The sequence below is a fragment of the Streptomyces fungicidicus genome, from assembly GCF_003665435.1.
GTDB lineage: Bacteria > Actinomycetota > Actinomycetes > Streptomycetales > Streptomycetaceae > Streptomyces > Streptomyces fungicidicus.
The window spans coordinates 529853-552691 of sequence record NZ_CP023407.1 but is presented as its reverse complement, the minus strand read 5'-3'; the positions used below and the strand labels follow the sequence as shown (position 1 = coordinate 552691).

Genomic DNA, 22839 nt, shown 5'->3' with positions numbered 1-22839 from the left:
AACCGCACTGTGAGAGCGCTCTCAAGGTGAGTCGAGCAGAGCTTAGCGAGCTGGCGGTGTCAGGTCTATGCCAATGCGGCACCCAATTCGGCGCGCCCGCCCGGGCCGCCACGACCGCAGGGGCCGGTCACCGCGCGTCCTTCGCCGCCCTCTCCGCCTCCCGTACGGCTTCGCGCGCCTCGCGCCCGGCCCGCTCCAGGGCCTCCGAGGCCGCCCCTTCCCGGGCCCCGGCCTCCTGCCGCTCCCGTTCCGCCCGCTCGAACTCCCTTTGTGCTTCACGGAGTTGCTCCTCCAGGGCCGACACCCGCCGCCCGGCCTCCCGGTGCCGCTCGCGCGCCCGCTCCAGCGAGGCGCCGGCGTCCTCGTGCTCCGTGCGGCGGTCGTGGAGCCGTTCCTCGGTCTCCCGCGCCGCTTCCCTGGCCCGGTCGAGCCGCCGCTGCCGCTCCGCACGCCGCTCGGCCGGCTCGTCCCTCCGCCGCGCCGGGGCGGACGGCGCGCGGGGCGCCTCTCGCGCCGGGCTCTCCGCGGTGGCGGCGAACCCCGACGGAGGGGTGAGCGCGCTCTCCGTACGGCCCGAGTCCCACAGCGCGGCCGCCTCCGGATCGGCGAGCACCGCGCGCAGGGTCGTCTCGACGTCCCGCCGCACCGCGTCCGAGAGCGGATGCCCGGCCTCCCGGGCCAGCCCCGCGGTCTGCCGGGACAGCTACGAGACGATACGCCGCCGCTGCGCGGACAACTCCTTCAGCGCGCTCGGGTCCAGCGTGGCGTGGGCCTCCCGCAGCGCCCTGCCCAGCTCCAGGAACTGCCGTGCCTCGTCGGGCCGGGAGCGCCGCAGCAGGTTCGCCGCCCACGCCGCGAGGGTGGGCCGGCGTGCCGCGTGGAGGCGGCGTGCGTCGTCGGCCCGCCCCTCGGTGCGGGCGGCGGCGGCCCGCTCCTCGCGCCGCGCGACGAAGTCGGACGGCGGCAGCGTGTACAGCTCGTCGAGGACCGCCTCCACCTCGCCGTCCCCGCCGTCCCGTCCGTCCTCGCGCCGCATGATCCCAAGGCTCCACCGAACGGCGGGACGGCGCACATCGGCCGGCCCGCGCGGTGCGGAGGACTTGCCGCGGCGGGCGGCGCTCGGCGCTACGGGGAGATGTGCCGGGCGCACATGTGCGGGGGGGACCCCCTGCTGGCAGACGCGGCCCGGCGCACCCTGACGGGGGGCGGGCCGCGCGGGCGATGACCCCGTCCGGCGTACGCCCGTGTCGGTACGCGGGGTTACTCCCGCCGTGGGATGACCGCACCGGCCGGGCCCGGCACCGTGGGGCGGGTGAGACTCAGCCGCCCCGCACGCCGGGCCCACCTCGTCGTCCACGTCCTCGCCTCCGCCTGCTGGCTCGGACTCACCGCCGGGCTGCTCGCGCTCGGCATCACCGCGAACACCACCGGGTCCCCGGCGATGGCGGGAGCGTCCGTCCGGGCCATGAAGCTCTTCGCGGACTGGCTCCTGCTGCCGGTCGCGTTCCTGACGCTCGCCGGCGGACTCGTGCTGTCCCTGGGCACGCCGTGGGGACTGGCCAGGCACCGCTGGGTGTGGACCAAGTTCTGGCTGACCCTGGCCACGACCACCGCCACCGCCTTCGCGCTGCGGCCCGGCGTGGACGCGGCAGCCGCCGCCGCGGCCGCCGGGCATCCGCTGCCCGACGGCGGAGACGTCCTGATGGGACCCCTCGTCTCCCTGGCGGCCTATGTGTTCATGACGGTGCTCTCGGTGCTCAAGCCGTGGGGTCCCACCCGCCGCGGCCGGCGGCTCCGGGCGGAAGCCCGGAGGCCGCGGACCGCCGCACCGGCGCGGCGCTGAGCGCGGGCGCCGTCACGTCACAGGGTGCGCTCCAGCCGGTCCGCCATCAGCCGGACGAAGCGAGCCGGGTCCTTCGGCCGGCCGCCCTCCGCCAACACGGCGAGCGAGTACAGGAGTTCGGCGGTGTCGGTGAGCTCCGAGCGGTCCTCGCGCTCCCCGTACGCCTCGTTCAGGCCCTTCACCAGCGCGTGGTCCGGGTTGAGTTCGAGGATGCGCCTGGCACGCGGTACCTCCTGGCCCATGGCCCGGTACATGTTCTCCAGCGCCGGGGTGAGATCGTTCGCGTCGGCGACGAGACAGGCAGGGGAGACGGTGAGCCGCGTCGACAGCCGCACCTCCTTGACCTCCTCGTCCAGCCGCTCCCGCATCCAGCCGAGCAGACCCGCGTACTCCTCGGCCTGCTGCTCCCGTTCGCCCTCGCTCCGGTCCTCCTCCCGGGCGCCGAGGTCGATCTCGCCCTTGGCGATCGACCGCAGCGGCTTGCCCTCGTACTCGCCCACGGCGTCGACCCACACCTCGTCGACGGGGTCGGTGAGCAGCAGCACCTCGATGCCGCGCTCACGGAACGCCTCCATGTGCGGGGAGTTGTCGATGCTCTCCCGGGACTCGCCGGTCACGAACCAGATGGCGTCCTGCCCCTCCGGCATCCGCTCCAGGTACTGCCCCAGCGTGACCGTCGCGCCGTCCTCGTGCGTGGTCGTGAACGACGCCACCGCGAGGAGGGCGTCACGGTTGTCGGGGTCGGTGATCAGCCCCTCCTTCAGGACGGCGCCGAACTCCCGCCAGAACGTGGCGTAACGCTCGGCGTCGTTCGCCCTCATCGCCTTGAGCGAGGACAGCGTCTTCTTGGTGAGCCGCCGCTGCATCATCGCGATGTGCCGGTCCTGCTGGAGGATCTCGCGGGACACGTTCAGCGACAGGTCCTGGGCGTCGACGACGCCCTTCACGAAACGCAGGTACGGCGGCAGCAGCGCCTCGCAGTCGTCCATGATGAAGACGCGCTTCACATAGAGCTGCACCCCGCGCTTGAAGTTCTGGTTGAACAGGTCGTGCGGGGCGTGCGACGGCACGAACAGCAGGGCCTGGTACTCGAAGGTGCCCTCGGCGTTCAGCTGGATCGTCTCCAGCGGTTCGCGCCAGTCGTGACCGATGTGCTTGTACAGCTCGTGGTACTCCTCCTCGGACACCTCGTCCCGGGAGCGCGCCCACAGGGCCTTCATCGAGTTGAGCGTCTCGGGCCCGGCCGCCCCGTCACCGTCGCCGGTCTCCCCGACGAGCCTGATCGGCCAGGTGATGAAGTCCGAGTAGCGCTTGACGATCTCCTTGACCGTCCACACCGAGGTGTAGTCGTTCAGCCGGTTGTCGGGGTCGGCCGGCTTGAGGTGCAGGGTGACCGAGGTGCCCTGCGGCGCGTCGTCGGCCGTCTCCAGCGTGTAGGTGCCCTCGCCGCGCGACGTCCAGCGGGTGCCCTGCCGCTCGCCCGCGCGCCGGGTGAGCAGGGTGACCTCGTCCGCGACCATGAACCCCGAGTAGAAGCCGACGCCGAACTGGCCGATCAGCCCCTCCGCCCCGGCCCCGTCCTGCGCCTCCCGCAGTTCCCGCAGGAACTCGGCGGTGCCCGAGTGGGCGATCGTCCCGATGAGCTGCCCGACCTCGTCGTACGACATGCCGACGCCGTTGTCCCGCACGGTGAGGGTGCGGGCGTCCTTGTCGATCTCGAGCTCGATGTGCAGGTCCGAGACGTCGGCGTCGAGCGAGTCGTCCCTCAGCTTGGCCAGACGCAGCTTGTCGAGCGCGTCGGAGGCGTTGGAGACGAGTTCACGGAGGAAGACGTCCTTGTCCGAGTAGACCGAGTGGATCATCAGCTGGAGGAGCTGACGGGCCTCTACCTGGAACTCAAACGTTTCGGTCGGCATGATTCGCGATTCCCTCACTGATCCAGTGATCGCCGGATACTGGCGCGCTCACTCTAGTAAATGCGCGGGGCGGGCCGGCCGGGTTCGCCGCCGCGTCCGGACGGGATCGCGCCACACGCCCCGAGCGGCTCCCACCGGGGGCGTGTCCGTCGTCTCCCCGGGGCCTCCGCCACCCCTCCGAGCAGGGCGGGTCCCCGGCTTCCCTCGCTTCCCGCGGACCACCGGCTCCCGTTGTCGGAGTCACCTGTCACACTTCAATGGCGTGCGGGGGAGCGATGCGGGTAGTCGCGCGGTGTGATCGGGTGAGTGAAGGCAGGACCGGATGGAACCAGTTCCAGTCGACGAGGGGGACACGGTGCCGGGCGCGCCGCGGCTGCGGGCGTCCTACGCGCTGCAGGACGACGGCTCCTGGATAGCGCAGGCGCGACATCTCGCCGCCGCGTTCCTGACCCGGGTGCGGGCCGAGGACGGCCTGGCCGTGTCGACCCGCGCGGTGGAGGTCACCCAGCTCGTGGTCAGCGAGCTGGTCACCAACGCCCGGAAGTACGCGCCGGGCCCCGTCGGACTGGACCTCCGGGTCACCGGCGACGCCGTCGAAGTGGTGGTACGGGACGGCAACCCGTCGCCGCCGACCGCCCGGGCCGCCGACCCCGGCCGGGTCGGCCAGCACGGCCTGGAGATCGTGATGGCCGTCGCCCTGGCCCTGGACGTCCGGCAGGAGCCGGCCGGCAAGAGCATCACGGCCCGTATCTCCCTGCTCGCCTGAGCCCGGGGGGCCCGGCCCGAGGTCCCCGGATCACCCGGTGCCGTCCCCGGCCGCCCGGTCCGCCGCCGGGAGCGGCTGCTCCGTCCAGATGACCTTGCCGTCCGCCGTGTACCGCGTGCCCCAGCGGTCGGCGAACCGGGCCACCAGGAACAGTCCGCGCCCGCCCTCGTCGGTGGTCGTCGCGCGGCGCAGATGCGGGGAGGTGCTGCTGCCGTCGGACACCTCGCAGATCAATGCGCGGTCGCGGATGAGCCGCACGCGCACGGGCGGCGAGGCGTGCCGGATGGCGTTGGTGACCAGCTCGCTGACGATCAGCTCCGTGACGAAGGACTCCTCCTCCAGGCCCCACTCGGCCATCGTCCGGGTGACGGCCGAGCGCACCGTGCCCACCGCGGACGGATCCGGGGGCACGTCCCACGCGGCGGTGCGCCCGCCGCCCAGGGCGCGGGTACGGGCGATCAGCAGCGCGACGTCGTCCCGGGGACGTTCGGGCAGCAGCGCCCGCAGCACCCTGCCGCACGTCTCCTCCGGATCACCGGCGTCCACCAGGGCCTGCCGCAGGAGCTCCAGGCCGTCGTCGATGTCGCGGCGCCGGTCCTCCACCAGCCCGTCGGTGTACAGCGCCAGGCTGCTGCCCGGCTCCAGCCGCAGTGTGGCCGTCTCGAACGGCATGCCGCCGAGCCCGAGGGGCGGGCCCGCGGGCACGTCGATGAAGCCGGCCCGTCCGTCCGGACCGACGACGGCGGGCGGGAGGTGCCCGGCGCGGGCCAACGTGCACCAGCGGGTCGACGGATCGTAGATGACGTACAGGCAGGTCGCCCCGGTGACCGGCGCGGCCTCGCCCTCCGCGTTCTCGGCCAGGTCGATCCGGGTGACCAGTTCGTCCATGTGCCCCAGCAGTTCGTCGGGCGGCAGGTCGAGGGTGGAGAAGTTGTGCACCGCCGTGCGCAGCCGTCCCATGGTGGCGGCGGCGTGCAGCCCGTGACCGACCACGTCACCCACCACCAGGGCCACCCGGGCGCCCGGGAGCGGGATGACATCGAACCAGTCGCCGCCGACCCCGCCGTGCCCCTTCTGCGCGGGCAGATAGCGGTGCGCGACATCGAGGGCGTTCTGCTCCGGCAGCGCGCTGGGCAGCAGACTGCGCTGCAGGGTGTCCGCCATGGCGTGCTCACGCGTGTAGCGGCGGGCGTTGTCGATGCTGACCGCGGCGCGGGCCACCAGTTCCTCGCCCAGCGCCACGTCGTCCGTCTCGAACGGCTCGGGCCTGCGCGAGCGCCAGAACGTGACCACTCCCAGGACGACGCCGCGGGCGCGCAGCGGCACCGCGATCATCGAGTGGACACCGGCCTCGACGAGCTTGTGGGCGCGCTCGGGGTCCGGCTCGTGCCATCCGGCGAAGCGCGTCATGTCCGGTTCCAGGACCGACCTGCCGGAGCGGAAACCGGCGGCCTGGGGCGTGGCGGGGGTGAAGTGGATCAGCCGGCCGAGCGGGAAGAACGGCACGTCGTCGCGGACGCCCCGGAAGGCGACCCGGCGCAGCGAGGTGTCCGCCCGTGCGGGCTCCTCGCCCCGCAGCACGGGCTCCGACAGTTCGACGGCGACGAAGTCGGCGAACCGCGGCACGGCGAAGTCCGCCAGCTCCTGACAGGTGTACACGACATCGAGGCGGTTGCCGATGCGCAGGCCGGCGTCGTAGAGCAGCCGCAGGCGCTGCCGCGCCACCACTGCCCGGCCCTCCAGCGCCTGGAGCTCGGTGGTGTCCCGCAGGGTCGCCACGGTCCCGGACGGCCCGCCCTCCCGGCCGGTCGGACGCTGGCTCACGGCCAGCAGCCTGCCCCGCGCGACGTGGACCTCGTCGGTGGCGCTGCGGCCCTCGGTGAGCAGCCGGGCCAGCTCGGGGTCGACGCCGGCCGTGGCCGCCGTGCGGCCCTCCACGTCCGCGGGGAGGTCGAGCAGCCGGCGCGCCTCGTCGTTGGCCAGGACCAGCCGTCCGTCACCGTCGACGATCAGTACCCCCTCGCGCACCGCGTGCAGCACGGCGTCGTGATGCTCGTACATCCGGGTCATCTCGGCCGGTTCCAGTCCGTGGGTCTGCAGTCGCAATCGCCTGCTGACCAGGCCCGTGCCCAGCACGGACAGACCGAGGGCGACGCCCGTCGCGCTGAGCAGGAGCGGCACCTGGCCGTGGGCGGTGTCGTTCACGCGCTGGACGGTGATGCCGGCGGAGACCAGTCCGACCACGGCGCCGTCGGGGGCGGTGACCGGCACCACGGCCCGTGTGGACGGCCCGAGCGTGCCCGTCACGGTCTCCCGGACCGTGCCGCCCCGCGCCGCGGGCCCGATGCTGCCGATGTAGCGCCGGCCGATCTGGGCCGGATCGGGGTGGGTGTAGCGGATGCCCTCCGGGGTCATCACCACGATGAAGTCCACGTGGGACGCCTTGCGCGCGGCCTCGGTCCGGGGCTGCAGCACGGCACTGGGGTCCTCGGCGGACAGCGCCGTCCGCACGCCCGGCGCCTGGGCGAAGGTCCGCGCCACGGCGAGGACCCGGTTGCGGGCCTCACGGTCCGTGTCGGCGCGCGCCTGCAGGAGGAGGGCCGCCGCCGCGGCGAGGGCGAGGAGGAGCACGATCACCACTTGCAGGGCGAAGACCTGCTGGGCCAGGGGACGCGCGGTCACCGCCGTGCGGATGCGGCCGAAGAATCCGGCCATGTCCCTTTTCTAGCACCGCCTTGCGGGAGGGCGCGAACGCTTCGGCGGAGCCGGTGCCGTCGCGGCGGCGCGGGCCGGCCGTCAGCCGTAACGCTCGAGGAGCGCCGCCACGTAGGTCTCCAGCCGGTCCGCCAGGACCCCGGCCGTCAGATCGGTGCGCCCCAGCTCCCGCCAGGGCACGGCGACCTTCTCCGCGTCGGGGGCGAAGGCCAGGGCGTCCAGCAGCCGCCAGTGGAGGTGGGCGCGGCCGTCCTCGGCCAGGGTTCCTCCCGCGGCGGTGTACCGGTCGGCGAAGCGCATGCCCGCGGGGACGCCGTGCAGCAGGGCGAGGGCCGTCGAACAGTGCGCCACGTCCAGGTCGGCAGGCCCCCAGGACGTCTCCACCCAGTCGACGACCCCGCTGATCCGCGGGCTCTCGCCGGCCTCGTCCGAGAAGAGCACGTTTCCGGGGTGGAAGTCCCGGTGCAGGAAGACACCCCGGTACTCCGGCGGGTCGCGGCGGATGACGTCGACGGCGTGCCGCCACAGCTCCGGCCGCCGGGTGTCCACGGGCGGGGTGACCCGCTCGGCAGAGGTCCACGCCTGGTAGCGCCGGGGCCTGGCCGCGCCGGTCACCGGTACCCGGTGGACGCCGGCCAGCTGGCCGGCGAGCAGCCCGGCCCGCTCGTCCGCGCCCTCGTCGTCCATCCGTACCGTCCCGGGAAGCAGGGACATCAGCAGGGAGGGGTGGTCGCAGTGCCGGGCCGTCGCGTCCACGGCGACGAGTTCGGCGGCGGGCACCGCGGTGTCCGCCAGCAGCGTCAGGACGTCCGCCTCACGGTTCAGCAGCCCCTCCGCGTGCCGTACGAAGAAGGGCTTGACGAACGACCGCAGTACCAGGGACCGCCGTCCCGCGGGCCCGGCGATGTCAAGCCGGCGCATCTGAGAGGTCCAGCCGCCGCGCAGCCGCACCACGTCCTCGACGCGCTCTCCCGCGGTGAGCGCCTTCTGTACCCAGACCCGCGTGGTGTCCGTCAGCATGCGGGGGAGACTATCCGGCCCGCCGTCCGGCCGGGCGGGCCCGGCCGGAACAATGGTGTTCCCGGCGCGGTTCTCAGTGGTGGACGCCGCAGGACATCCGGGAGAAGGGCGAGACGAGATGACCAGGAACGAGGAGAGGGCGCTGCTGGCGGGCGGCTGCTTCTGGGGCATGGAGGAACTGATCCGCACGTTCCCGGGCGTGGTGCGCACGCGGGTCGGCTACAGCGGCGGCGACGTGCCGGACGCGACCTACCGCAACCACGGCACCCACGCCGAGTCGATCGAGATCACCTACGATCCCGCCGTCACCGACTACCGCACGATCCTGGAGTACTTCTTCCAGATCCACGACCCGACCACGAAGAACCGGCAGGGCAACGACATCGGGACGAGCTACCGCTCCGCGATCTTCTACGCCGACGACGAGCAGAAGCGCGTCGCCGAGGAGACGATCGCCGATGTCGACGCCTCGGGGCTGTGGCCGGGCGCCGTGGTGACCGAGGTGTCGCCGGCCGGCCCGTTCTGGGAGGCCGAGCCGGAGCACCAGGACTACCTCCAGCGCTACCCGGACGGCTACACCTGCCACTTCGTGCGCCCCGGCTGGCGCCTGCCGAAGCGCGCGCAGGCCTGATCCGGTTCCCGGCCGCCCCGGGCGGGGCGGCCGGGCCGGAGGTCAGCCGAACTGGCCGGGCCGGTAGCCGCCGGCCGGCTGCCGGTTGATCACATTGATGCGGTTGTAGGCGTTGATGACGGCGATCAGCGAGATCAGTGCGGCCAGCTGGTCCTCGTCGTAGTGCTTGGCGGCGTCGGCCCACGCCTCGTCGCCCACGCCGCCCGCCGCGTCGGCGATCCGGGTGCCCTGCTCCGTCAGCTCCAGCGCGGCGCGCTCCGCCTCCGTGAAGACCGTGGCCTCCCGCCAGGCGGCGACCAGATGGAGCCGCACCGCGGTCTCCCCGGCCGCGGCGGCGTCCTTGGTGTGCATGTCGGTGCAGAAGCCGCAGCCGTTGATCTGGCTGGCGCGGATCTTCACCAGCTCCTGCGTCGCGTGCGGCAGTCCGGAGTCCGTGACCGCCCTGCCCGCCGAGTTGATGTGCCTCAGCACCTTGGCCGCGAGGGGGTTGGCGAAGAAGTCGAGTCGCGCTTCCATGGGGTCTCCCTGGTCGGTTCCTACGGTGTCGCAGCACTGACGGACGGGCCCCGCCGAGTGTGACCGGAACACGGGTGTGACCTACGTCTCCCTCCTTCGCGGCCCTGTGCGGCGTGACGTTCCCGGGGTGCCTGACGACCGATAACCTGGCCGGATGGACGGGGAGCGGAGCGCAGGTGAGTGAGCGTCGGGAACGCGACTGGGCGGACATGACGCCCGGCGACTTCGACCGCGACGCCCCGCTCTGCCTCAACGTGGGAACCGGCCCCGTGGTGGTGCCGGCCGAGCCGGACGAGTACGGCACGGAGCCGCTGTTCGGCGAGGAGGCCCCCGCGCGGCGCCCGGCCTCCCGCGGCGCCCCGCGCCGGACCGCCCCCGCCGAGCAGGGGCAGTTGTTCTGAGACCGGCGCGGGGCCCCGTCACGCTCAGGGGAAGCGCGTCACCTTGGACGGGACGGTGTTCGTCCCCGACGTGGGCGCACCCGTGTCGTTGATGACATGGCGGTACTGCCCCTTGCCGCCGAGCGAGATCACCTGGAGGTGCCGCCCGGCCGCCGCGGCGGCGAGCCAACGGGGGCGCGGAGCGGGCCGCCCGGCCGCGTCTCGCCGCCGGCACCCCCGGCCGCCGTACAGTGGCGAGGACGGCCGTGGCCGGCCGGGTTCGGGGGAATCCGGCCGGGGCGGGCGTTCCGTACCGTCTCCGTGCCCGAGAAGGCGACCAGCACATGCGCCACCGGTCCTCCTCCGACCACGGCCCCCAGGATCCGCTCTTCGGGCTCGACGAGCTGCCGCGGGCGGCCGGGGCCGAACCGGCCGGAACTTCGGCCTTCCGGGACTCCGCGCAGGCACGCCGGCTGCTCGCGATCCGGGAGATCCACGCCGAACCGGCCGCCGCCGCCTCGCCCCGCGGACAGCAGATCCTCGCCCGGTTCCCCGGGGCCCGGCTGATCGAGGTGGACTCCCACTGGCGCATCCCCGAGCTGCACGGCAACGAGGGCAGCGCCGACCGCTGGATGCGGATCAAGCGGGAGACGCTGGTGCTGGGCGTGAAGAAGACCCTCACCACCCGCCCCAACGGCCGCTCCGCCGACTGGATCGCCCCCGGCCCGTCCAACGGCTGCGCCCTGTCCTGCGTGTACTGCTACGTGCCCCGCCGCAAGGGCTTCGCCAACCCGATCACCCTCTTCACCAACATCGACCGGATCATCGCCCACCTCGGACGCCATGTCGCCGCCCAGGGCCCCAAGACGGAGCCCAACCAGTGCGACCCCGAGGCCTGGGTGTACGACATCGGGGAGAACGGCGACTGCTCCGTGGACGCCCTCGTCTGCGACAACACCGCCGACCTGGTCCGCGCCTTCCGCGACTGGCCCACCGCGAAGGCGTCCTTCGCGACCAAGTTCGTCAACCCCGATCTGCTGGACCTCGACCCGCGCGGCCGTACCCGCGTGCGGTTCTCGGTGATGCCGGCCGAGGACTCGCGCCTGCTGGACCTGCGCACCAGCCCGGTCGACCGGCGGATCGCCGCCGCCGCGGACTTCCTCGACGCCGGCTACGAGGTGCACTTCAACCTCTCACCCGTCGTCATCCGCCCCGGCTGGCAGGACGCGTGGGCCGAACTGCTGCGGCACATGGACGACGTGCTGCCGCGGCGCGTCCAGCGGCAGGCGCTGGCCGAGGTCATCATGCTCACCCACAACGCGGACCTGCACGAGGTCAACCTCCGCTGGCATCCGCGCGGCGAGGACGCGCTGTGGCGGCCCGCCGAGCAGGAGACCAAGCGCTCCCAGAACGGCGCGCTCAACCTCCGCTACCGCGCCGGCACCAAGCGCCGGGCGCTGTCGGAGCTCCGCGACCTGGTCGCCCGCCACGCGCCGTGGCTCGGCATCCGGTACGCGTTCTGAGGGACCGGCCGGAACGCCTTCCCGCATTTCCGCAGGTAACCCCTGGACAACATGAATTAAGGGTAGGCTAACCTTGCCTCGTGATTCCTGGTGAAGACGCGGCACGGCACCCCCGTGGCCACGAACTGACGGCCACCGACGTGACCGTGGCGTACGACGGCGCGGACGTCGTGCACGACGCGGCGCTGACCCTGCGGCCCGGCGAAGTGACCGCCCTGGTGGGCCCGAACGGCAGCGGCAAGTCGACGCTCCTGCGCACCGTCGCCCGGCTGCAGCACGCGCGCCGCGCCACGCTCACGCTCGACGCCGGCACGGACGCGCTGGCGCTCGGCCCCCGGGAGTTCTCCCGCCGCGTCGCCCTGCTGCTGCAGGCGCGCCCCACACCCAGCGGCCTCAGCGTGCGGGACGTCGTCGAGTTCGGCCGCTACCCGCACCGGGGCCGCTGGGGCGGCGCCGACCCCGGCGGCCGGGCCGCGGTGGACCGCGCGCTCGCCCTGACCGGCGTCGCCGAACTCGCCGACCGTGGGGCCGAACACCTCTCCGGAGGACAGCTCCAGCGCGTGTGGCTGGCCGGCTGCCTCGCCCAGGAGACCGGCGTCCTCCTCCTCGACGAACCCACCACCTACCTCGACCTGCGCTACCAGGTCGAACTCCTCGACCTCATGCGCGACCTGGCCGACGACCACGGCATCGCCGTCGGCGTCGTCCTGCACGACCTGGACCAGGCGGCGGCCGTCGCCGACCGGATCGTGCTCCTCGCCGGCGGACGCGTCGTCGCCGAGGGCGTACCCGAGGACGTCCTCACCCCGGAACTCCTGACCGAGGTCTACGGGATCCGCGTCGAGGTCGACCCCGACCCCCTCACCGGCCGGCTGCGCACCCGCGCGCTCGGCCGCCACCACACCCGAAGCGAAAGGCTCAGCACCACCTCATGAGACGCCTCCTGTTCACCGCACCCCTGGCCACCGCCGCCGCCCTCGTGCTGGCCGCCTGCGGCACCACCGAACCCGCCGCCGACGACGCCAAGGAGTCCACGGAGGCCATCACCCTCACCGACGCCTCCGGCGCCGAGGTGGAACTCGACGGCCCCGCCGAGAAGGTCGTCGGCACCGAGTGGAACGTCGTCGAGCACCTGGTCTCGCTCGGCGTCGACCCCGTCGGCGTGGCCGACGTCAAGGGCTACAAGACCTGGGACGCGGCGGTGCCGCTGAAGAACGAGCCCAAGGACATCGGCACCCGCGGCGAGCCCAGCATGGACACCATCGCCTCGCTGAAGCCCGACCTCATCGTCGCCACCACCGACCTCCAGCCCAACGCCCTGAAGCAGCTGCGCAAGATCGCCCCCGTCCTGGAGGTGAAGTCCGCCGACGCCGCCGACCCCATCGGGCGGATGCTGGAGAACGTCGACCTCATCGCCGAGGCCACCGGCACCACCGAGCGCGCGGCGACGCTGAAGAAGGACTTCGGGACCACGCTCGCCGAGGGCCGGAAGGCCCTCGCGGACGCCGGCCTGGACGGCGCGGAGATCGCCTTCGCCGACGGCTACGTCGCCTCCAACCAGGTCTCCCTCCGCCCCTACACCTCCGGTTCGCTCATCGGCGCCGTCAACGAGCGGCTCGGACTGAAGAACGCCTGGAAGCAGAAGGGCGACGAGGCCTACGGCCTGGCCTCCACCGACGTCGAGGGACTGACCGGCCTGGGCAAGGTCCAGTTCGTCTACATCGGCAACGACGGCGACGAGAGCAGCGACCCCTTCGCCAACGAGCTCGCCGGCAACTCCGTGTGGAAGTCGCTGCCGTTCGTGAAGTCCGGTGACGTGCACCGGCTGGACGACGGGATCTGGATGTTCGGCGGCACCGGCTCGATGGAGCGTTACGCCGCCGCCCTCGTCGCGTCGCTGACGAAGTAGCGCGATGGCCGTCACCGCCACCCCTCCCACCGCCCGTCCGGCGACGGTGTCGTCCCGGACGGGCGCGGCCGCGGTGACGACCGCGCTCGTGCTCCTGGTCGCCGCGTTCGCCGTCGTCGACATCACCCAGGGCACCGCCGCGGTCGGCCCGGCCGAGGTCCTCAAGGCCCTCACCGGACGGGCCGACCCGGCCGACGCGTCCGTCGTCGTCGCCTCGCGGCTGCCCCGGGCGGCCGCCGGGCTGCTCGTCGGCGCGGCGCTCGGCGTGGCCGGCGTCGCCCTGCAGGCCGTCAGCCGCAACGTCCTCGCCTCACCGGACACCCTCGCCGTCAACGCGGGCTCCTACCTCGCCCTCGGCATCGCCGCCGTCACCGGGGTGTCGCTGCCGCTGTTCGCCTCCTCGGGCGTCGCCTTCGCCGGCGGACTCGCGGCGGCGGCCGTCGTCCTCGGACTGTCGGGGCTCGGCGCGGGCACCGTGCGCCTCGTGCTGGCCGGCACCGCGCTCGCCCTCGGACTCACCGCCGTCACCGAGGGATTGCTCCTGCTGTTCCCGCAGCAGACCGAGGGCCTCTACCAGTGGAACCAGGGCAGCATCGGCCAGAACGGCTTCGACGGCGTCCTCGGGATGCTGCCCGTCGCCGTGGCCGGCATCGTCGGCCTGCTGCTCGTCGCCCGCCGGATCGACGCCCTAGCCCTCGGCGACGACACGGCCCGTGGACTCGGCGTCCCGGTGCGCGCCACGCGCGTCACCGCCGTCGTGCTGGCGACGCTGCTCTCCGCCGCGGCCGTCACCCTCGCCGGCCCGATCGGTTTCGTCGGCCTGTGCGCGCCCGCTCTCGCCCGCCCGCTCGCCCGCTGGTTCCGGGGGCTGCGGCGGCTGCGGTCGGCGATGCCGGTGGCGGGACTCGTCGGTGCGGCGCTGGTGCTCGGGGCGGACGTGCTGCTGCGGGCGTTCGTCGACGCGGACACCGCGGTCGCCGTCCCCACCGGCGTCGTCACCAGCCTCGTCGGCGCGGTGTTCCTGGTCGTGATGGCGGCCCGGCTCCGCGGCACCGGCGGCGCCGCCGCGCCGGACCGGCTGCGCATCCGCAGCCGCGCCGTCTTCCTCACCACCGTCGTCGTGCTAGTGCTCGCGCTCGCCGGCGTCACGATCGCCGCCGTCCTGCTGGGCGACAGCAAACTGCTGCTGGGCGACGTGGTCAACTGGGCGCAGGGCAGGGCCGGTCGCACGGTCTCCTTCGTGCTGGACACCCGGATGCCGCGGGTGTTCGCCGCGCTTCTCGCCGGGGCGGCGCTCGCGCTGGCCGGCACCCTGGTGCAGGCCGTCACCCGCAACCCGCTGGCGGAACCAGCCGTCCTGGGCGTCTCCGGCGGCGGCGCGCTCGGCGCCGTGATCCTCGTGACGACGGTCCCCGTCGCCGGTGCCTGGGGCGTCGCCGGGGCGGCCTTCGCGGGGTCGGCGGTCACCGCGGTGGTGGTGTTCGGCCTCGCCGCGCGCGGCGGCTACCAGCAGAACCGGCTGGTGCTCGTCGGCGTCGGCGTCGCGGCCGGTACGACGGCGCTGATCAGCCTGCTGATCGTGCTCACCGACCCGTTCAACGCCACCAAGGCCCTCACCTGGCTGTCGGGTTCCACCTACGGCCGGACCATGCCCGACGTCCTCCCCCTCGCCGTCGTCCTCGCCGTCGGCGTCGCCGCGGCCGGGGTGCGGCACAGGGAACTCGACCTGGTCTCCCTCGACGAGGACACCCCCCGGCTCCTCGGACTCGACCCGGCACGCGGGAGGCTGGGGTTCCTGGTGCTGGGCGTGCTGCTCAGCGCCTCCGCCGTCGCCGCCGCCGGCACCGTCGGCTTCGTCGGCCTGGTCGCCCCGCACGCGGCACGCGCGCTCGTGGGGCGCCGGCACACCCGTGTCCTCCCGGTCGCGCTGCTCCTGGGGGCCGTACTGGTGTGCGCGGCCGACCTGCTGGGCCGCACCGTGATCGCGCCTGCCCAGTTGGGCGCCGGTCTGATGACGGCCGTGATCGGCACGCCGTACTTCCTGTACGTGCTGGTGCGCAGCCGCCGGTAGCCCCGCGGGGACGCACCGCCGGGCGCCGCCGCCAGGCCCCCTCGGGCCCGGCGGCGGCGCGGTCTGCGGCAGGCTCAGCCGAAGGCCTTGACGGCCTGGTAGTACGTCCACGCGGTGCTGTTGCAGGTGGTCTTCGTGGCGCCGCCGTAACCGTTGCAGACGCGCTTGAGGTCTTCGTAGAAGGCGCTGTCTAGCCGTGACTTGTTGGCGCTGAAGGAGCCCGCGGCCTTGTAGTTGCGGTAGCCGAAGTCATGGCGGGCGCAGGCGCCCGAGAACGGGAAGCCGAAGGGGTTGTCCGGGGAGGAGGAGCAGTAGTCGGTGGACCAGTCGAACTGGTAGGCGGACCAGGCGGACTTGTTGGCGCGGGCCGTGTTCCAGGCGTTGTAACTCGACGCGCTGGTCTGGGTCCAGCTCGAGAGGACCTGGGGCTTGTCGGCGGGCACGGCGCCGGCGGTCGTGGCCGTGGCGACGACACTGGCCAGTGCCACGGCCGGGGCGGCGAGCGCGGTGGCGAGTCTGCGGTGCATCTGTGACCTCCATGGGTCCGCGGCCCGGCCATCGGACCGCAGGTTCATGACAAGATGCCCATGCGGGCCGGCCTTTCACACCACGCGTGGCCAACGAGCCGTGAACTCTTCGTAGCGACCCCTTTCTCGACCGGTGAGCGGTAAAGCACCTGACAGGCCGTGGAGCGGCGGGCTAACCTCGCCGCGATGACCACTCACTCCGTCCTCAGATCGGGGGTCCCGTCCGCGCAAGGTGAGTGCTGATGCACCCACACACCGCGAACGGGAATCCCCGCCTTTCCCTCTGGCGGCGCGTACGCGAGTACGCCGTGCCGCCCTCCATGATCGAGACCGCGACCGCCCGCCGGGGGACCGGCGACTGGGCCGGCGCCTGCGCCGCAGCGGGTATCGACGTCGACCTCCGACTGCGCACCCTGGCCCGCACCCACGGACGTGACCTCGCGGCCCGAGTCAGGTCGGATCTACGGCACTTGGCGCCCGATCTGCTGCGCTGGCACATGCCGAGAGTCGCTCCCGACGGACTGCTGCGCCCCGGGCTCACCGTCGCCCTGGCCCGCTACGGGCACGAGGATCCGGTGCACCTCGTGGTCCGGACGCCACCCGCGTGGGCGGACGGCGGCCAGCGGATCAGCCTCGCCCTGTGGGACACCGGCCGGCTCGGCGCGGCCGCCCGGCACCATCCGCATCCGCGTCCCGCTCCCCGGTTCCGCCTGGACCTGCACCGCCATCTGTGGGACGCCCGCAGAACCGGCGAACTAAGGGCCCGCACCGGCGTGGGCCGGCCGACGACCGGACCCGAGCCGCCCGGACCGGAACTCCTCCCGCCCGGACACCACTGCGCGGTGGACCGCTGGGCCGACGAGGCCCGGATCGTCCTCCACGACGCGGGGCGTACGGCCGGCACCGTCACCGTCCGGATCGACGCCGCACACCGGCTGCTCCTGACCGTCGCCGACGACGGCGGTGACGAGGGGCCGCGGATCACGCCGACCGGCCCCGCCGCGTCCGCCCCGCCCCTGCCCGTCCTCCCCGAGGCGGCCACCCATGTCCTGCCCGACCTCGACCTGCTCCGCACCGGAGCGATCGAGGCCGAGCGGCTGCATCCGCTGGTGGCGGCCGCCCTGGCACCGGACCGTGCGGCGACCGGCCCGCCCCCGGCAGCGGAGCGGACCGGGCAGCCCCACATCGTGGAATGCCGTGGCGCACGCCACCGGATCGGGCTGGTCCACGGCGTCCTGGTCCCCCTGGACCACTCCCCGGACGAGATCAGGCGGGAGGAGCTGCTGGCCGCACTGACCGGCACGCCGCTGCCCTGTCTGCGGGTCATCGACCGCGCCCACCGGCGGCCGGACTGCCTCACGGGCGTACGTGAACGCCTCGACCACGGCGACATCGCCGGGGCGCTCGCCGTCGTCGAGAACCTGCTCGGCCCGAACGCGCGCCTGCGCGGCGGGCCGCTGCGGGACGAACTCGAGGCGGCCGCACACCGGCGGATCACCTACGGGCTCTACCGGTCGGGCCTCAGCGGCCCCGCACCGGCGTGGCTCTACCCGGCCCGCCCCCGCCCCGACGACCGCCGCGCCCACCCCCGCCACGCCACCGTCGACTGACCCCACGGGGACCCATGTCCCCGCCACGCTCGACCGACCCCACGGGGACACCCGTCCCCGTCGACCGAACCCGCCGGGGCCCACGTCCCGCACACCCACAGGTGATCACCCATGTCTTCGCACGCCCTCGCCACCCCTCCCTCCCGACTCGACGTCGCCGGTGACCTGCTCACCCTCCTGCGCGACACCTCCACCGAACCCCGCCCCGACGTCCAGCTGGAGGCACTCACCCTGGCCGTCGCCGCCGACCTGCCCGTCCTGCTGTGGGGCGAGCCGGGGATCGGCAAGACCGCCGCCCTGAACCAGCTGGCCGCCTCCCTGGACCTCCCCCTGACCACCGTGATCGCCAGCGTCCACGAGCCGTCCGACTTCTCCGGGCTGCCCGTCGTCGGCGACGACCCCGCCGAACAGGGCGTCCCCATGGCCCCGCCGGACTGGGCCGTACGCCTGGTGAGGGCCGGCCGGGGCCTGCTCTTCCTCGACGAACTGTCCACCGCGCCGCCCGCCGTCCAGGCCGCCCTGCTGCGACTGGTGCTGGAACGCCGGATCGGCGCCCTCCGGCTGCCGCCCGGCGTACGGATCGTCGCCGCCGCCAACCCGCGCGCCTCGGCGGCCGACGGCTGGGAGCTCAGCCCGCCGCTGGCCAACCGGTTCGTGCACCTGAGCTGGACCCACGACCCCGAGGTCGTCGTCCGCGGCCTCGGCGGGACCTGGCCCCGCGCCACCCTGCCCCGCCTCGACCCCGACCGGCTCACCGCGGCCGTGGAGTTCGCCCGCCGTGCGGTGTGCGCCTTCCTCACCGCACGGCCCCCGCTCGTGCACCGGCTGCCCAGCAGCGAGACCCGTCGGGGCGGCCCCTGGCCCTCCCCGCGCAGCTGGGACATGACCCTGACCCTGATCGCCTTCGCGACCGCCGCCGGCTCCGACCGCGACGTCCTCTCCCTGCTGGTCCGCGGCACCGTCGGCGACGGGCCCGGCCTGGAACTGTTGGCCAGCCTCGACCGGCTGGACCTCCCCGACCCCGAACTGCTGCTCGCCGACCCGGCCGGCGCCGAACTGCCCCAGCGGGGCGATCTGCGCCAGGCCGTGCTCGACGCGGTGGTGGCCGCCGTGCGCGCCCGCCCCGAGCGGTCCCGCTGGGACGCCGCCTGGGCCCTCCTCGCCCACGCCGCCGACACCGGCGCGCCCGACCTGGTCGTCGTCCCCGCCACCACCCTCGCCACGCTGCGCCGCGAGGAGTGGGACGTACCGCCGACCATCGAACGACTCACCTCCGCCGTGGCCCTCTCGCGGCGCGCGGACCACGCCGCCGCCCGCGTCACGGCCGGCCGATGACCACGCACCCGCCGGAGACACCGGCCGCCCCCGCCCCCGCCCCCGCCCCCGCCCTCGACCTCGACAAGCTGCTCACCGCCCGGCTGCAGGCCGCCCGCGCCCGCCCCTACCTCGCCACCGCCCTGTTCGCACTGCACCCCGTCGAGTCCCGGCGCGTCCCCACGATGGCCGTCGACCGGCACTGGCGCTGCTATGTCTCACCGGCGTTCGTGGCCGCCACACCGGAGGAGGAACTGGCCGGCGTCTGGGTGCACGAGGTGTCGCATCTGCTGCGCGACCACCACGGACGCGGCGACCGCGTCGCCCGCGAACGCGGACTGCACGGCGCGGGGGAGCGGCTGCGGATGAACATCGCCGCCGACTGCGAGATCAACGACGACATCTACGGCGACGGGCTGGCCCGCCCCGGCGACGTGGTGCTGCCGAGCACCCTGGGGCTCACCGCCGGGGAGCTGATGGAGGACTATCTGCGCCAGTTCACGCTCGGCCCCTACACCCGGGGCATGGTCTGGCTGGACTGCGGCAGCGGTGCCGACGGACTCGAACGGGACTGGGACCTGGGCCCGGACGGCGCGCACGGGCTCAGCGAACAGGAGCGTGACGCCGTACGGTTCCGTGTGGCGCAGGGCATCAGAGCCCGGCCGGGCGACGCGCCGCAGGGCTGGCGGCGCTGGGCGGAGGAGGCGTTCCATCCGCCGCAGCCCTGGCGGGAGTTGCTGGGCGCGGCACTGCGCACGGCGGTCTCCGGCTCGGGCGCGGGCGACGACTACACCTACGGACGGCCGGCCCGGCGCTCGGCCGGGGTGCCCGGCGCGGTCCTGCCGAGCCTGCGGCGTACGCCGCCCAGGGTGTCGGTCGTCATCGACACCTCGGGCTCGGTCAGCGACGCCGAACTGGGCAGCGCGCTGCTGGAGGTCACAGCGATCTCCCGGGCCGTGGGCGGCCGCCGCGACATGGTGTCCGTGGTGTCCTGCGACGCGGCGGCCGGCCGGGTGCACCGGCTGTGCCGCGGCGAGGGCATCCCCCTGACGGGCGGCGGCGGCACCGATCTGCGCAGCGGCTTCGCCAAGGCCCTCGGGTCCCGGCCCCGGCCGGACGTCGTCGTGGTCCTCACCGACGGACAGACGCCCTGGCCGGACTCCCGGCCGTCCTGCCGGACGGTGGTGGGCCTGTTCCCCCGGGTGGGGGCGTCCTGGGACGAGGACGACCCCGACTACGTACCGGACACACCGCCCGACTGGGCCCGCGTGGTGACCATCGGCGCCGAACCCGGAGCCCGGTGAACGGCGCCGCGCCCCGGTCAGCCGCGCGCGGTGCCCGGCGGCCGGTAGCTCCACTCCCGGTCCGCGTCGGTGATCGGACGCAGCACGCGGGCCGGGGTCCCGGCGACCACGGTCATCGGCGGCACATCGGCGGTCACCACACTGCCCGCGCCGACGACCGAGCCCCGCCCGACGGTCACCCCGGGCAGGAGCACCGCGCCGGCCCCGATCCACACGTCGTCCCCGATGCGCACCGGCGCGGAGAACTGGCTGCCGTCCCGCCGCAGTTCGGGGTGGACGGGATGTCCGGTGCTGGTGATCGTGACATGCGGTGCGAACATCACGCGGTCGCCGACGAAGACCTCGACGTCGTCGACCAGGGTGAGGCCGAAGTTGACGTACACGTCGTCGCCGAGGTGCGTGTTCGTGCCATAGGCGACGTGCAGTGGCGGCTCGATCCACACACCTCGGCCGACCGAGCCGAGGAGCCGGACCAGCAGGGCGCGGCGGGTCTCCTGGTCGCGCGGGCCGGTGGCGTTGTACTCGGCGGCGAGTTCCTTGCCGCGCAGCCGTTCCTCCTCGAGCCGTTCGAGGCCGGGTACGGCGTCGGTGTACAGCTCGTGGGCGGCCATGCGGCGGCGCACCTCGCGCTCGGCGTCGTCGTCGTGTGCCACTGGTTCTCCCTGGGTGTCGTGGAAGCGGCCCGGCCGCACCACCGGGCGGTGGTGCGGCCGGGCGGGACGGACCGGTCAGGGCGTGACGTCCGTGATCGTCCAGCGCTGGTTGGAACCGGAGTTGGGCTGCCAGGTGGTGACCGCGGCGCCTTCGTGCGTGGCCTGTCCGCCGACTTCGAGGAGCCGTCCGGTGGCCGCGTTGACCAGGGTCCAGGTGCCGTCGCCCGTGGTGGACATGATCCACTCGGCGGCCGGGTCGCGCCTGCCGGTGCCGGGCTCGGCCACCGGCACGTCGTCCCGTACGGCCAGCCGCCTGCCGTCCGCCGGGCTGGTGAACTCGTAGCGCTCGCGCACGCCGTCGCCGGGGCGCACCGCGCTCAGCCGCCACTGCTGGGAGGCCGAGCCGTCGCCCGACGCGATGACGAGGTTCGAGCCGCCGGACGGGACGGTGACCGCCTTGCCGCTCTGCACCCCGGTCAGGGTGTAGGTGTGGCCCTTGCGCAGCAGCGGGGCGTCCTTCGCGACACCGGAGACACCGCTGACGACGAAGGACGTCACCGACTGGGCGGGCACGGTGAAGGTGGCCTTCCGGTCGGTGACCCCGATCGGCGCGTGCCGCTCCAGCTTGCCGTCGGCGCTGGTCACGACCGGCGTGACGGTCGCGTCGCGGCCGACGGTGCGGAACTTGGAGAGGTCGAGGGTGACGGCGCGCGCCGCCGTGGTGCCGTTGACGTGCACGAGCGAGGCGCCCTTGCCGTTCTTCGTCACCGCCGCCGCGCTGGAGGTGTCGTCCACCTTGATCAGCCGGTCGCCCGGCTTGATGAAGTGGGTGAAGTTGCGGGCGGTGTCGAACTTGGTGTTGGTGTGTATCGGGCAGGTCTCGAGGGTGTCCCCGGAGGTGCAGCCGAAGGGGAGCTGGATCTCGCCCCAGTTGCCGCCCTTGGCGGACTCCCCGCCGGGCTTCATGTTGTCGTGGTCCTCGACGGGCTGCCAGAACACCCAGGCGCGCGGCTCCAGTTCACGCAGGTCGTCGACGATGCGCTGGGCCAGGCCGAGCCCCGGGCGCATGTCCGTGAAGCTCTGACCGTCGCCCCAGTCGCCCTCGACCTCGCTCATCCACAGCCGCTTGTCCTCGGCCTTGGCGATGTCACGGACGGTGGTGCGCCGGCCGGTGCCGTAGGTGTGGACGTTCATCTGGCCGACCAGGGCACGTGCCTCGGGCGTGTAGGTGTTCCAGTTCTGCGCGAAGAGGGACGGGTTGGTCTCGTCCATGGCGGAGATCTCCGCCCCGGTCCTCGCCTTCTTCAGCGCCGGGGCGAGCGCGTGCAGCACCTTCTGCTGGAGCTGGGGGCCGATGTGCGCGCCCTCCTGACGTCCGCCGACGGGTTCGCCGTCCGCGCCCAGCCGGGTGCTCCAGTAGTCGGTGTTCGGCTCGTTGAAGGGATCGACGGTGTCTACCTTTATGCCGTGTGCCTTCTCCAGCCGCTTGGTGGCGCCGGCCAGGTAGGCGGCGAAGTCGTCGACCGACTCGGTCCTCAGCTGATCGGCGGTGGCGTCGAAGCCGCCGGACACATAGCCGCTGACCGTCATGAACCAGGGCGGGGAGTTGCTGAAGGTCTCCCAGTGGGTGATGTCCTTCTTGATGCGGTCCACCCACCAGCGCTGGGTGGCGTCGGCGTTCTCGTTCCAGTGGGCGGGGTTCTCGGCGTCCCACCAGCCGGTGTCCTCGCGGGTGGTGCCCGCGGGCGCCTTCCACCAGCCCTCCACGGCGCCGCCGGCGCGCAGGTAGTCCTTGACGTCGGGGGCGTTGCCGCCGCCGACGTTGTATCGGGCGATGTTGAGGGCGAGACCGTCGTCGCCGAACAGGAGCCGGGCGAGCCTCTCCCGGATCTCCGGCGGATAGTCGCCGGTGGCGTTGGCGAACCAGACCAGGCTGGTGCCCCAGCCCTCGAACTCCTCCTGCTGGTAGGAGGGGTCGGGCCGGACGGTGACGGAGGGGGTGTCCGCCGTCTCTGCGGCGGAGGTCGGTCCGGGAACGAGGGCGGCTCCGGTGGCCAGGGCTGCGGTGAGCCCGGCGGCCGTGAGCAACCGTCTGTTGCGGGTGCGGCGTGCCATCGGTGTGCTCCCAACGGTGAGGTGTG

General features: G+C 73.7%; 20 protein-coding genes. 11 read left to right on the top strand and 9 right to left on the bottom strand.

The window, feature by feature from the left end:
* Positions 1-127: 127 nt before the first annotated feature.
* Positions 128-646 (bottom strand): hypothetical protein, encoded by a 519-nt coding sequence (locus tag CNQ36_RS35695; protein WP_323135672.1) that lies wholly within the window; start codon positions 644-646, stop codon positions 128-130.
* Positions 647-703: 57 nt separating this feature from the next.
* Entirely contained in the window at positions 704-1036 is a 333-nt protein-coding gene (locus CNQ36_RS35690) for a hypothetical protein (protein ID WP_323135671.1), read from the bottom strand.
* Positions 1037-1312: 276 nt separating this feature from the next.
* Between CNQ36_RS35690 and CNQ36_RS02250 the strand changes: the two genes are divergently transcribed.
* A complete protein-coding gene (locus tag CNQ36_RS02250) occupies positions 1313-1843 on the top strand; it encodes a DUF2269 domain-containing protein (RefSeq protein WP_121548333.1) in 531 nt (176 codons plus the stop codon).
* Between the two features lie 17 nt (positions 1844-1860).
* On the opposite strand, the gene htpG is transcribed toward CNQ36_RS02250, so the two are convergent.
* The gene (gene htpG, locus CNQ36_RS02245) at positions 1861-3759 is read right to left on the bottom strand and encodes a molecular chaperone HtpG (RefSeq protein WP_121544713.1); all 1899 of its coding nucleotides are present in this window, start codon (positions 3757-3759) and stop codon (positions 1861-1863) included.
* 322 nt (positions 3760-4081) lie between these two features.
* On the opposite strand from htpG, the gene CNQ36_RS02240 reads away from it, so the two are divergent.
* Positions 4082-4525 (top strand): ATP-binding protein, encoded by a 444-nt coding sequence (locus CNQ36_RS02240; RefSeq protein ID WP_004935873.1) that lies wholly within the window; start codon positions 4082-4084, stop codon positions 4523-4525.
* A 30-nt stretch (positions 4526-4555) separates the two neighbouring features.
* On the opposite strand, the gene CNQ36_RS02235 is transcribed toward CNQ36_RS02240, so the two are convergent.
* Together CNQ36_RS02235 and CNQ36_RS02230 are read right to left on the bottom strand one after the other, a co-directional pair.
* Complete coding sequence (locus CNQ36_RS02235; RefSeq protein ID WP_121544712.1) at positions 4556-7240, bottom strand: SpoIIE family protein phosphatase; 2685 nt, start codon at positions 7238-7240, stop codon at positions 4556-4558.
* An 81-nt stretch (positions 7241-7321) separates the two neighbouring features.
* Complete coding sequence (locus CNQ36_RS02230) at positions 7322-8260, bottom strand: phosphotransferase family protein (RefSeq protein ID WP_121544711.1); 939 nt, start codon at positions 8258-8260, stop codon at positions 7322-7324.
* A 118-nt stretch (positions 8261-8378) separates the two neighbouring features.
* Between CNQ36_RS02230 and msrA the strand changes: the two genes are divergently transcribed.
* Positions 8379-8891 (top strand): peptide-methionine (S)-S-oxide reductase MsrA, encoded by a 513-nt coding sequence (gene msrA / locus CNQ36_RS02225; protein ID WP_004935880.1) that lies wholly within the window; start codon positions 8379-8381, stop codon positions 8889-8891.
* Positions 8892-8933: 42 nt separating this feature from the next.
* On the opposite strand, the gene CNQ36_RS02220 is transcribed toward msrA, so the two are convergent.
* Positions 8934-9407, bottom strand: a complete 474-nt coding sequence (locus tag CNQ36_RS02220) for a carboxymuconolactone decarboxylase family protein (RefSeq protein ID WP_121544710.1) — start codon at positions 9405-9407, stop codon at positions 8934-8936.
* A gap of 176 nt (positions 9408-9583) precedes the next feature.
* Here CNQ36_RS02220 and CNQ36_RS02215 point away from each other — a divergent pair, with 176 nt between their 5' ends.
* The 5 genes from CNQ36_RS02215 to CNQ36_RS02195 all read left to right on the top strand — a co-directional run bounded on the left by CNQ36_RS02215 (position 9584) and on the right by CNQ36_RS02195 (position 15290).
* Positions 9584-9808 (top strand): hypothetical protein, encoded by a 225-nt coding sequence (locus tag CNQ36_RS02215; protein ID WP_004935889.1) that lies wholly within the window; start codon positions 9584-9586, stop codon positions 9806-9808.
* Between the two features lie 323 nt (positions 9809-10131).
* Positions 10132-11310: a spore photoproduct lyase family protein gene (locus tag CNQ36_RS02210; RefSeq protein WP_121544709.1), complete on the top strand. Its 1179-nt coding sequence runs from the start codon at positions 10132-10134 to the stop codon at positions 11308-11310.
* Between the two features lie 80 nt (positions 11311-11390).
* Positions 11391-12245, top strand: coding sequence for an ABC transporter ATP-binding protein (locus tag CNQ36_RS02205; protein ID WP_121544708.1), 855 nt, complete (start codon positions 11391-11393; stop codon positions 12243-12245).
* Complete coding sequence (locus tag CNQ36_RS02200) at positions 12242-13219, top strand: ABC transporter substrate-binding protein (RefSeq protein WP_121544707.1); 978 nt, start codon at positions 12242-12244, stop codon at positions 13217-13219. The genes CNQ36_RS02205 and CNQ36_RS02200 overlap by 4 nt, the downstream gene beginning before the upstream one ends.
* Before the next feature lie 4 nt (positions 13220-13223).
* Positions 13224-15290 (top strand): iron ABC transporter permease, encoded by a 2067-nt coding sequence (locus CNQ36_RS02195; RefSeq protein ID WP_121544706.1) that lies wholly within the window; start codon positions 13224-13226, stop codon positions 15288-15290.
* A 74-nt stretch (positions 15291-15364) separates the two neighbouring features.
* Here the strand turns inward: CNQ36_RS02195 and CNQ36_RS02190 are convergent, their stop codons facing one another.
* Positions 15365-15817 carry a phospholipase gene (locus CNQ36_RS02190; protein ID WP_121544705.1) on the bottom strand — a complete coding sequence of 151 codons (453 nt, stop codon included), beginning with the start codon at positions 15815-15817 and terminating at the stop codon, positions 15365-15367.
* A 242-nt stretch (positions 15818-16059) separates the two neighbouring features.
* On the opposite strand from CNQ36_RS02190, the gene CNQ36_RS02185 reads away from it, so the two are divergent.
* From CNQ36_RS02185 to CNQ36_RS02175, 3 genes are all read left to right on the top strand, one after another.
* Positions 16060-17427, top strand: coding sequence for a hypothetical protein (locus CNQ36_RS02185; RefSeq protein WP_121544704.1), 1368 nt, complete (start codon positions 16060-16062; stop codon positions 17425-17427).
* A gap of 111 nt (positions 17428-17538) precedes the next feature.
* Positions 17539-18762, top strand: coding sequence for an AAA family ATPase (locus CNQ36_RS02180; protein WP_121544703.1), 1224 nt, complete (start codon positions 17539-17541; stop codon positions 18760-18762).
* Entirely contained in the window at positions 18759-20045 is a 1287-nt protein-coding gene (locus CNQ36_RS02175) for a vWA domain-containing protein (protein WP_121544702.1), read from the top strand. Before CNQ36_RS02180 ends, CNQ36_RS02175 begins: the two co-directional genes overlap by 4 nt.
* A gap of 17 nt (positions 20046-20062) precedes the next feature.
* Here CNQ36_RS02175 and CNQ36_RS02170 read toward each other — a convergent pair whose 3' ends face one another.
* The gene (locus CNQ36_RS02170) at positions 20063-20656 is read right to left on the bottom strand and encodes a sugar O-acetyltransferase (protein ID WP_121548332.1); all 594 of its coding nucleotides are present in this window, start codon (positions 20654-20656) and stop codon (positions 20063-20065) included.
* 117 nt (positions 20657-20773) lie between these two features.
* The gene (locus tag CNQ36_RS02165; protein WP_121544701.1) at positions 20774-22813 is read right to left on the bottom strand and encodes an RICIN domain-containing protein; all 2040 of its coding nucleotides are present in this window, start codon (positions 22811-22813) and stop codon (positions 20774-20776) included.
* Between the last annotated feature and the right edge of the window lie 26 nt (positions 22814-22839).

What these genes read in the sequence shown, in the direction of transcription:
- CNQ36_RS35690 (WP_323135671.1), bottom strand. Translation starts at nt 1,036, where the DNA reads ATGCGGCGCGAGGACGGACGGGACGGCGGGGACGGCGAGGTGGAGGCG.
- htpG (WP_121544713.1), bottom strand. Translation starts at nt 3,759, where the DNA reads ATGCCGACCGAAACGTTTGAGTTCCAGGTAGAGGCCCGTCAGCTCCTC.
- CNQ36_RS02240 (WP_004935873.1), top strand. Translation starts at nt 4,082, where the DNA reads ATGGAACCAGTTCCAGTCGACGAGGGGGACACGGTGCCGGGCGCGCCG.
- CNQ36_RS02235 (WP_121544712.1), bottom strand. Translation starts at nt 7,240, where the DNA reads ATGGCCGGATTCTTCGGCCGCATCCGCACGGCGGTGACCGCGCGTCCC.
- CNQ36_RS02230 (WP_121544711.1), bottom strand. Translation starts at nt 8,260, where the DNA reads ATGCTGACGGACACCACGCGGGTCTGGGTACAGAAGGCGCTCACCGCG.
- msrA (WP_004935880.1), top strand. Translation starts at nt 8,379, where the DNA reads ATGACCAGGAACGAGGAGAGGGCGCTGCTGGCGGGCGGCTGCTTCTGG.
- CNQ36_RS02220 (WP_121544710.1), bottom strand. Translation starts at nt 9,407, where the DNA reads ATGGAAGCGCGACTCGACTTCTTCGCCAACCCCCTCGCGGCCAAGGTG.
- CNQ36_RS02210 (WP_121544709.1), top strand. Translation starts at nt 10,132, where the DNA reads ATGCGCCACCGGTCCTCCTCCGACCACGGCCCCCAGGATCCGCTCTTC.
- CNQ36_RS02200 (WP_121544707.1), top strand. Translation starts at nt 12,242, where the DNA reads ATGAGACGCCTCCTGTTCACCGCACCCCTGGCCACCGCCGCCGCCCTC.
- CNQ36_RS02195 (WP_121544706.1), top strand. Translation starts at nt 13,224, where the DNA reads ATGGCCGTCACCGCCACCCCTCCCACCGCCCGTCCGGCGACGGTGTCG.
- CNQ36_RS02190 (WP_121544705.1), bottom strand. Translation starts at nt 15,817, where the DNA reads ATGCACCGCAGACTCGCCACCGCGCTCGCCGCCCCGGCCGTGGCACTG.
- CNQ36_RS02185 (WP_121544704.1), top strand. Translation starts at nt 16,060, where the DNA reads ATGCACCCACACACCGCGAACGGGAATCCCCGCCTTTCCCTCTGGCGG.
- CNQ36_RS02180 (WP_121544703.1), top strand. Translation starts at nt 17,539, where the DNA reads ATGTCTTCGCACGCCCTCGCCACCCCTCCCTCCCGACTCGACGTCGCC.
- CNQ36_RS02175 (WP_121544702.1), top strand. Translation starts at nt 18,759, where the DNA reads ATGACCACGCACCCGCCGGAGACACCGGCCGCCCCCGCCCCCGCCCCC.
- CNQ36_RS02170 (WP_121548332.1), bottom strand. Translation starts at nt 20,656, where the DNA reads ATGGCCGCCCACGAGCTGTACACCGACGCCGTACCCGGCCTCGAACGG.
- CNQ36_RS02165 (WP_121544701.1), bottom strand. Translation starts at nt 22,813, where the DNA reads ATGGCACGCCGCACCCGCAACAGACGGTTGCTCACGGCCGCCGGGCTC.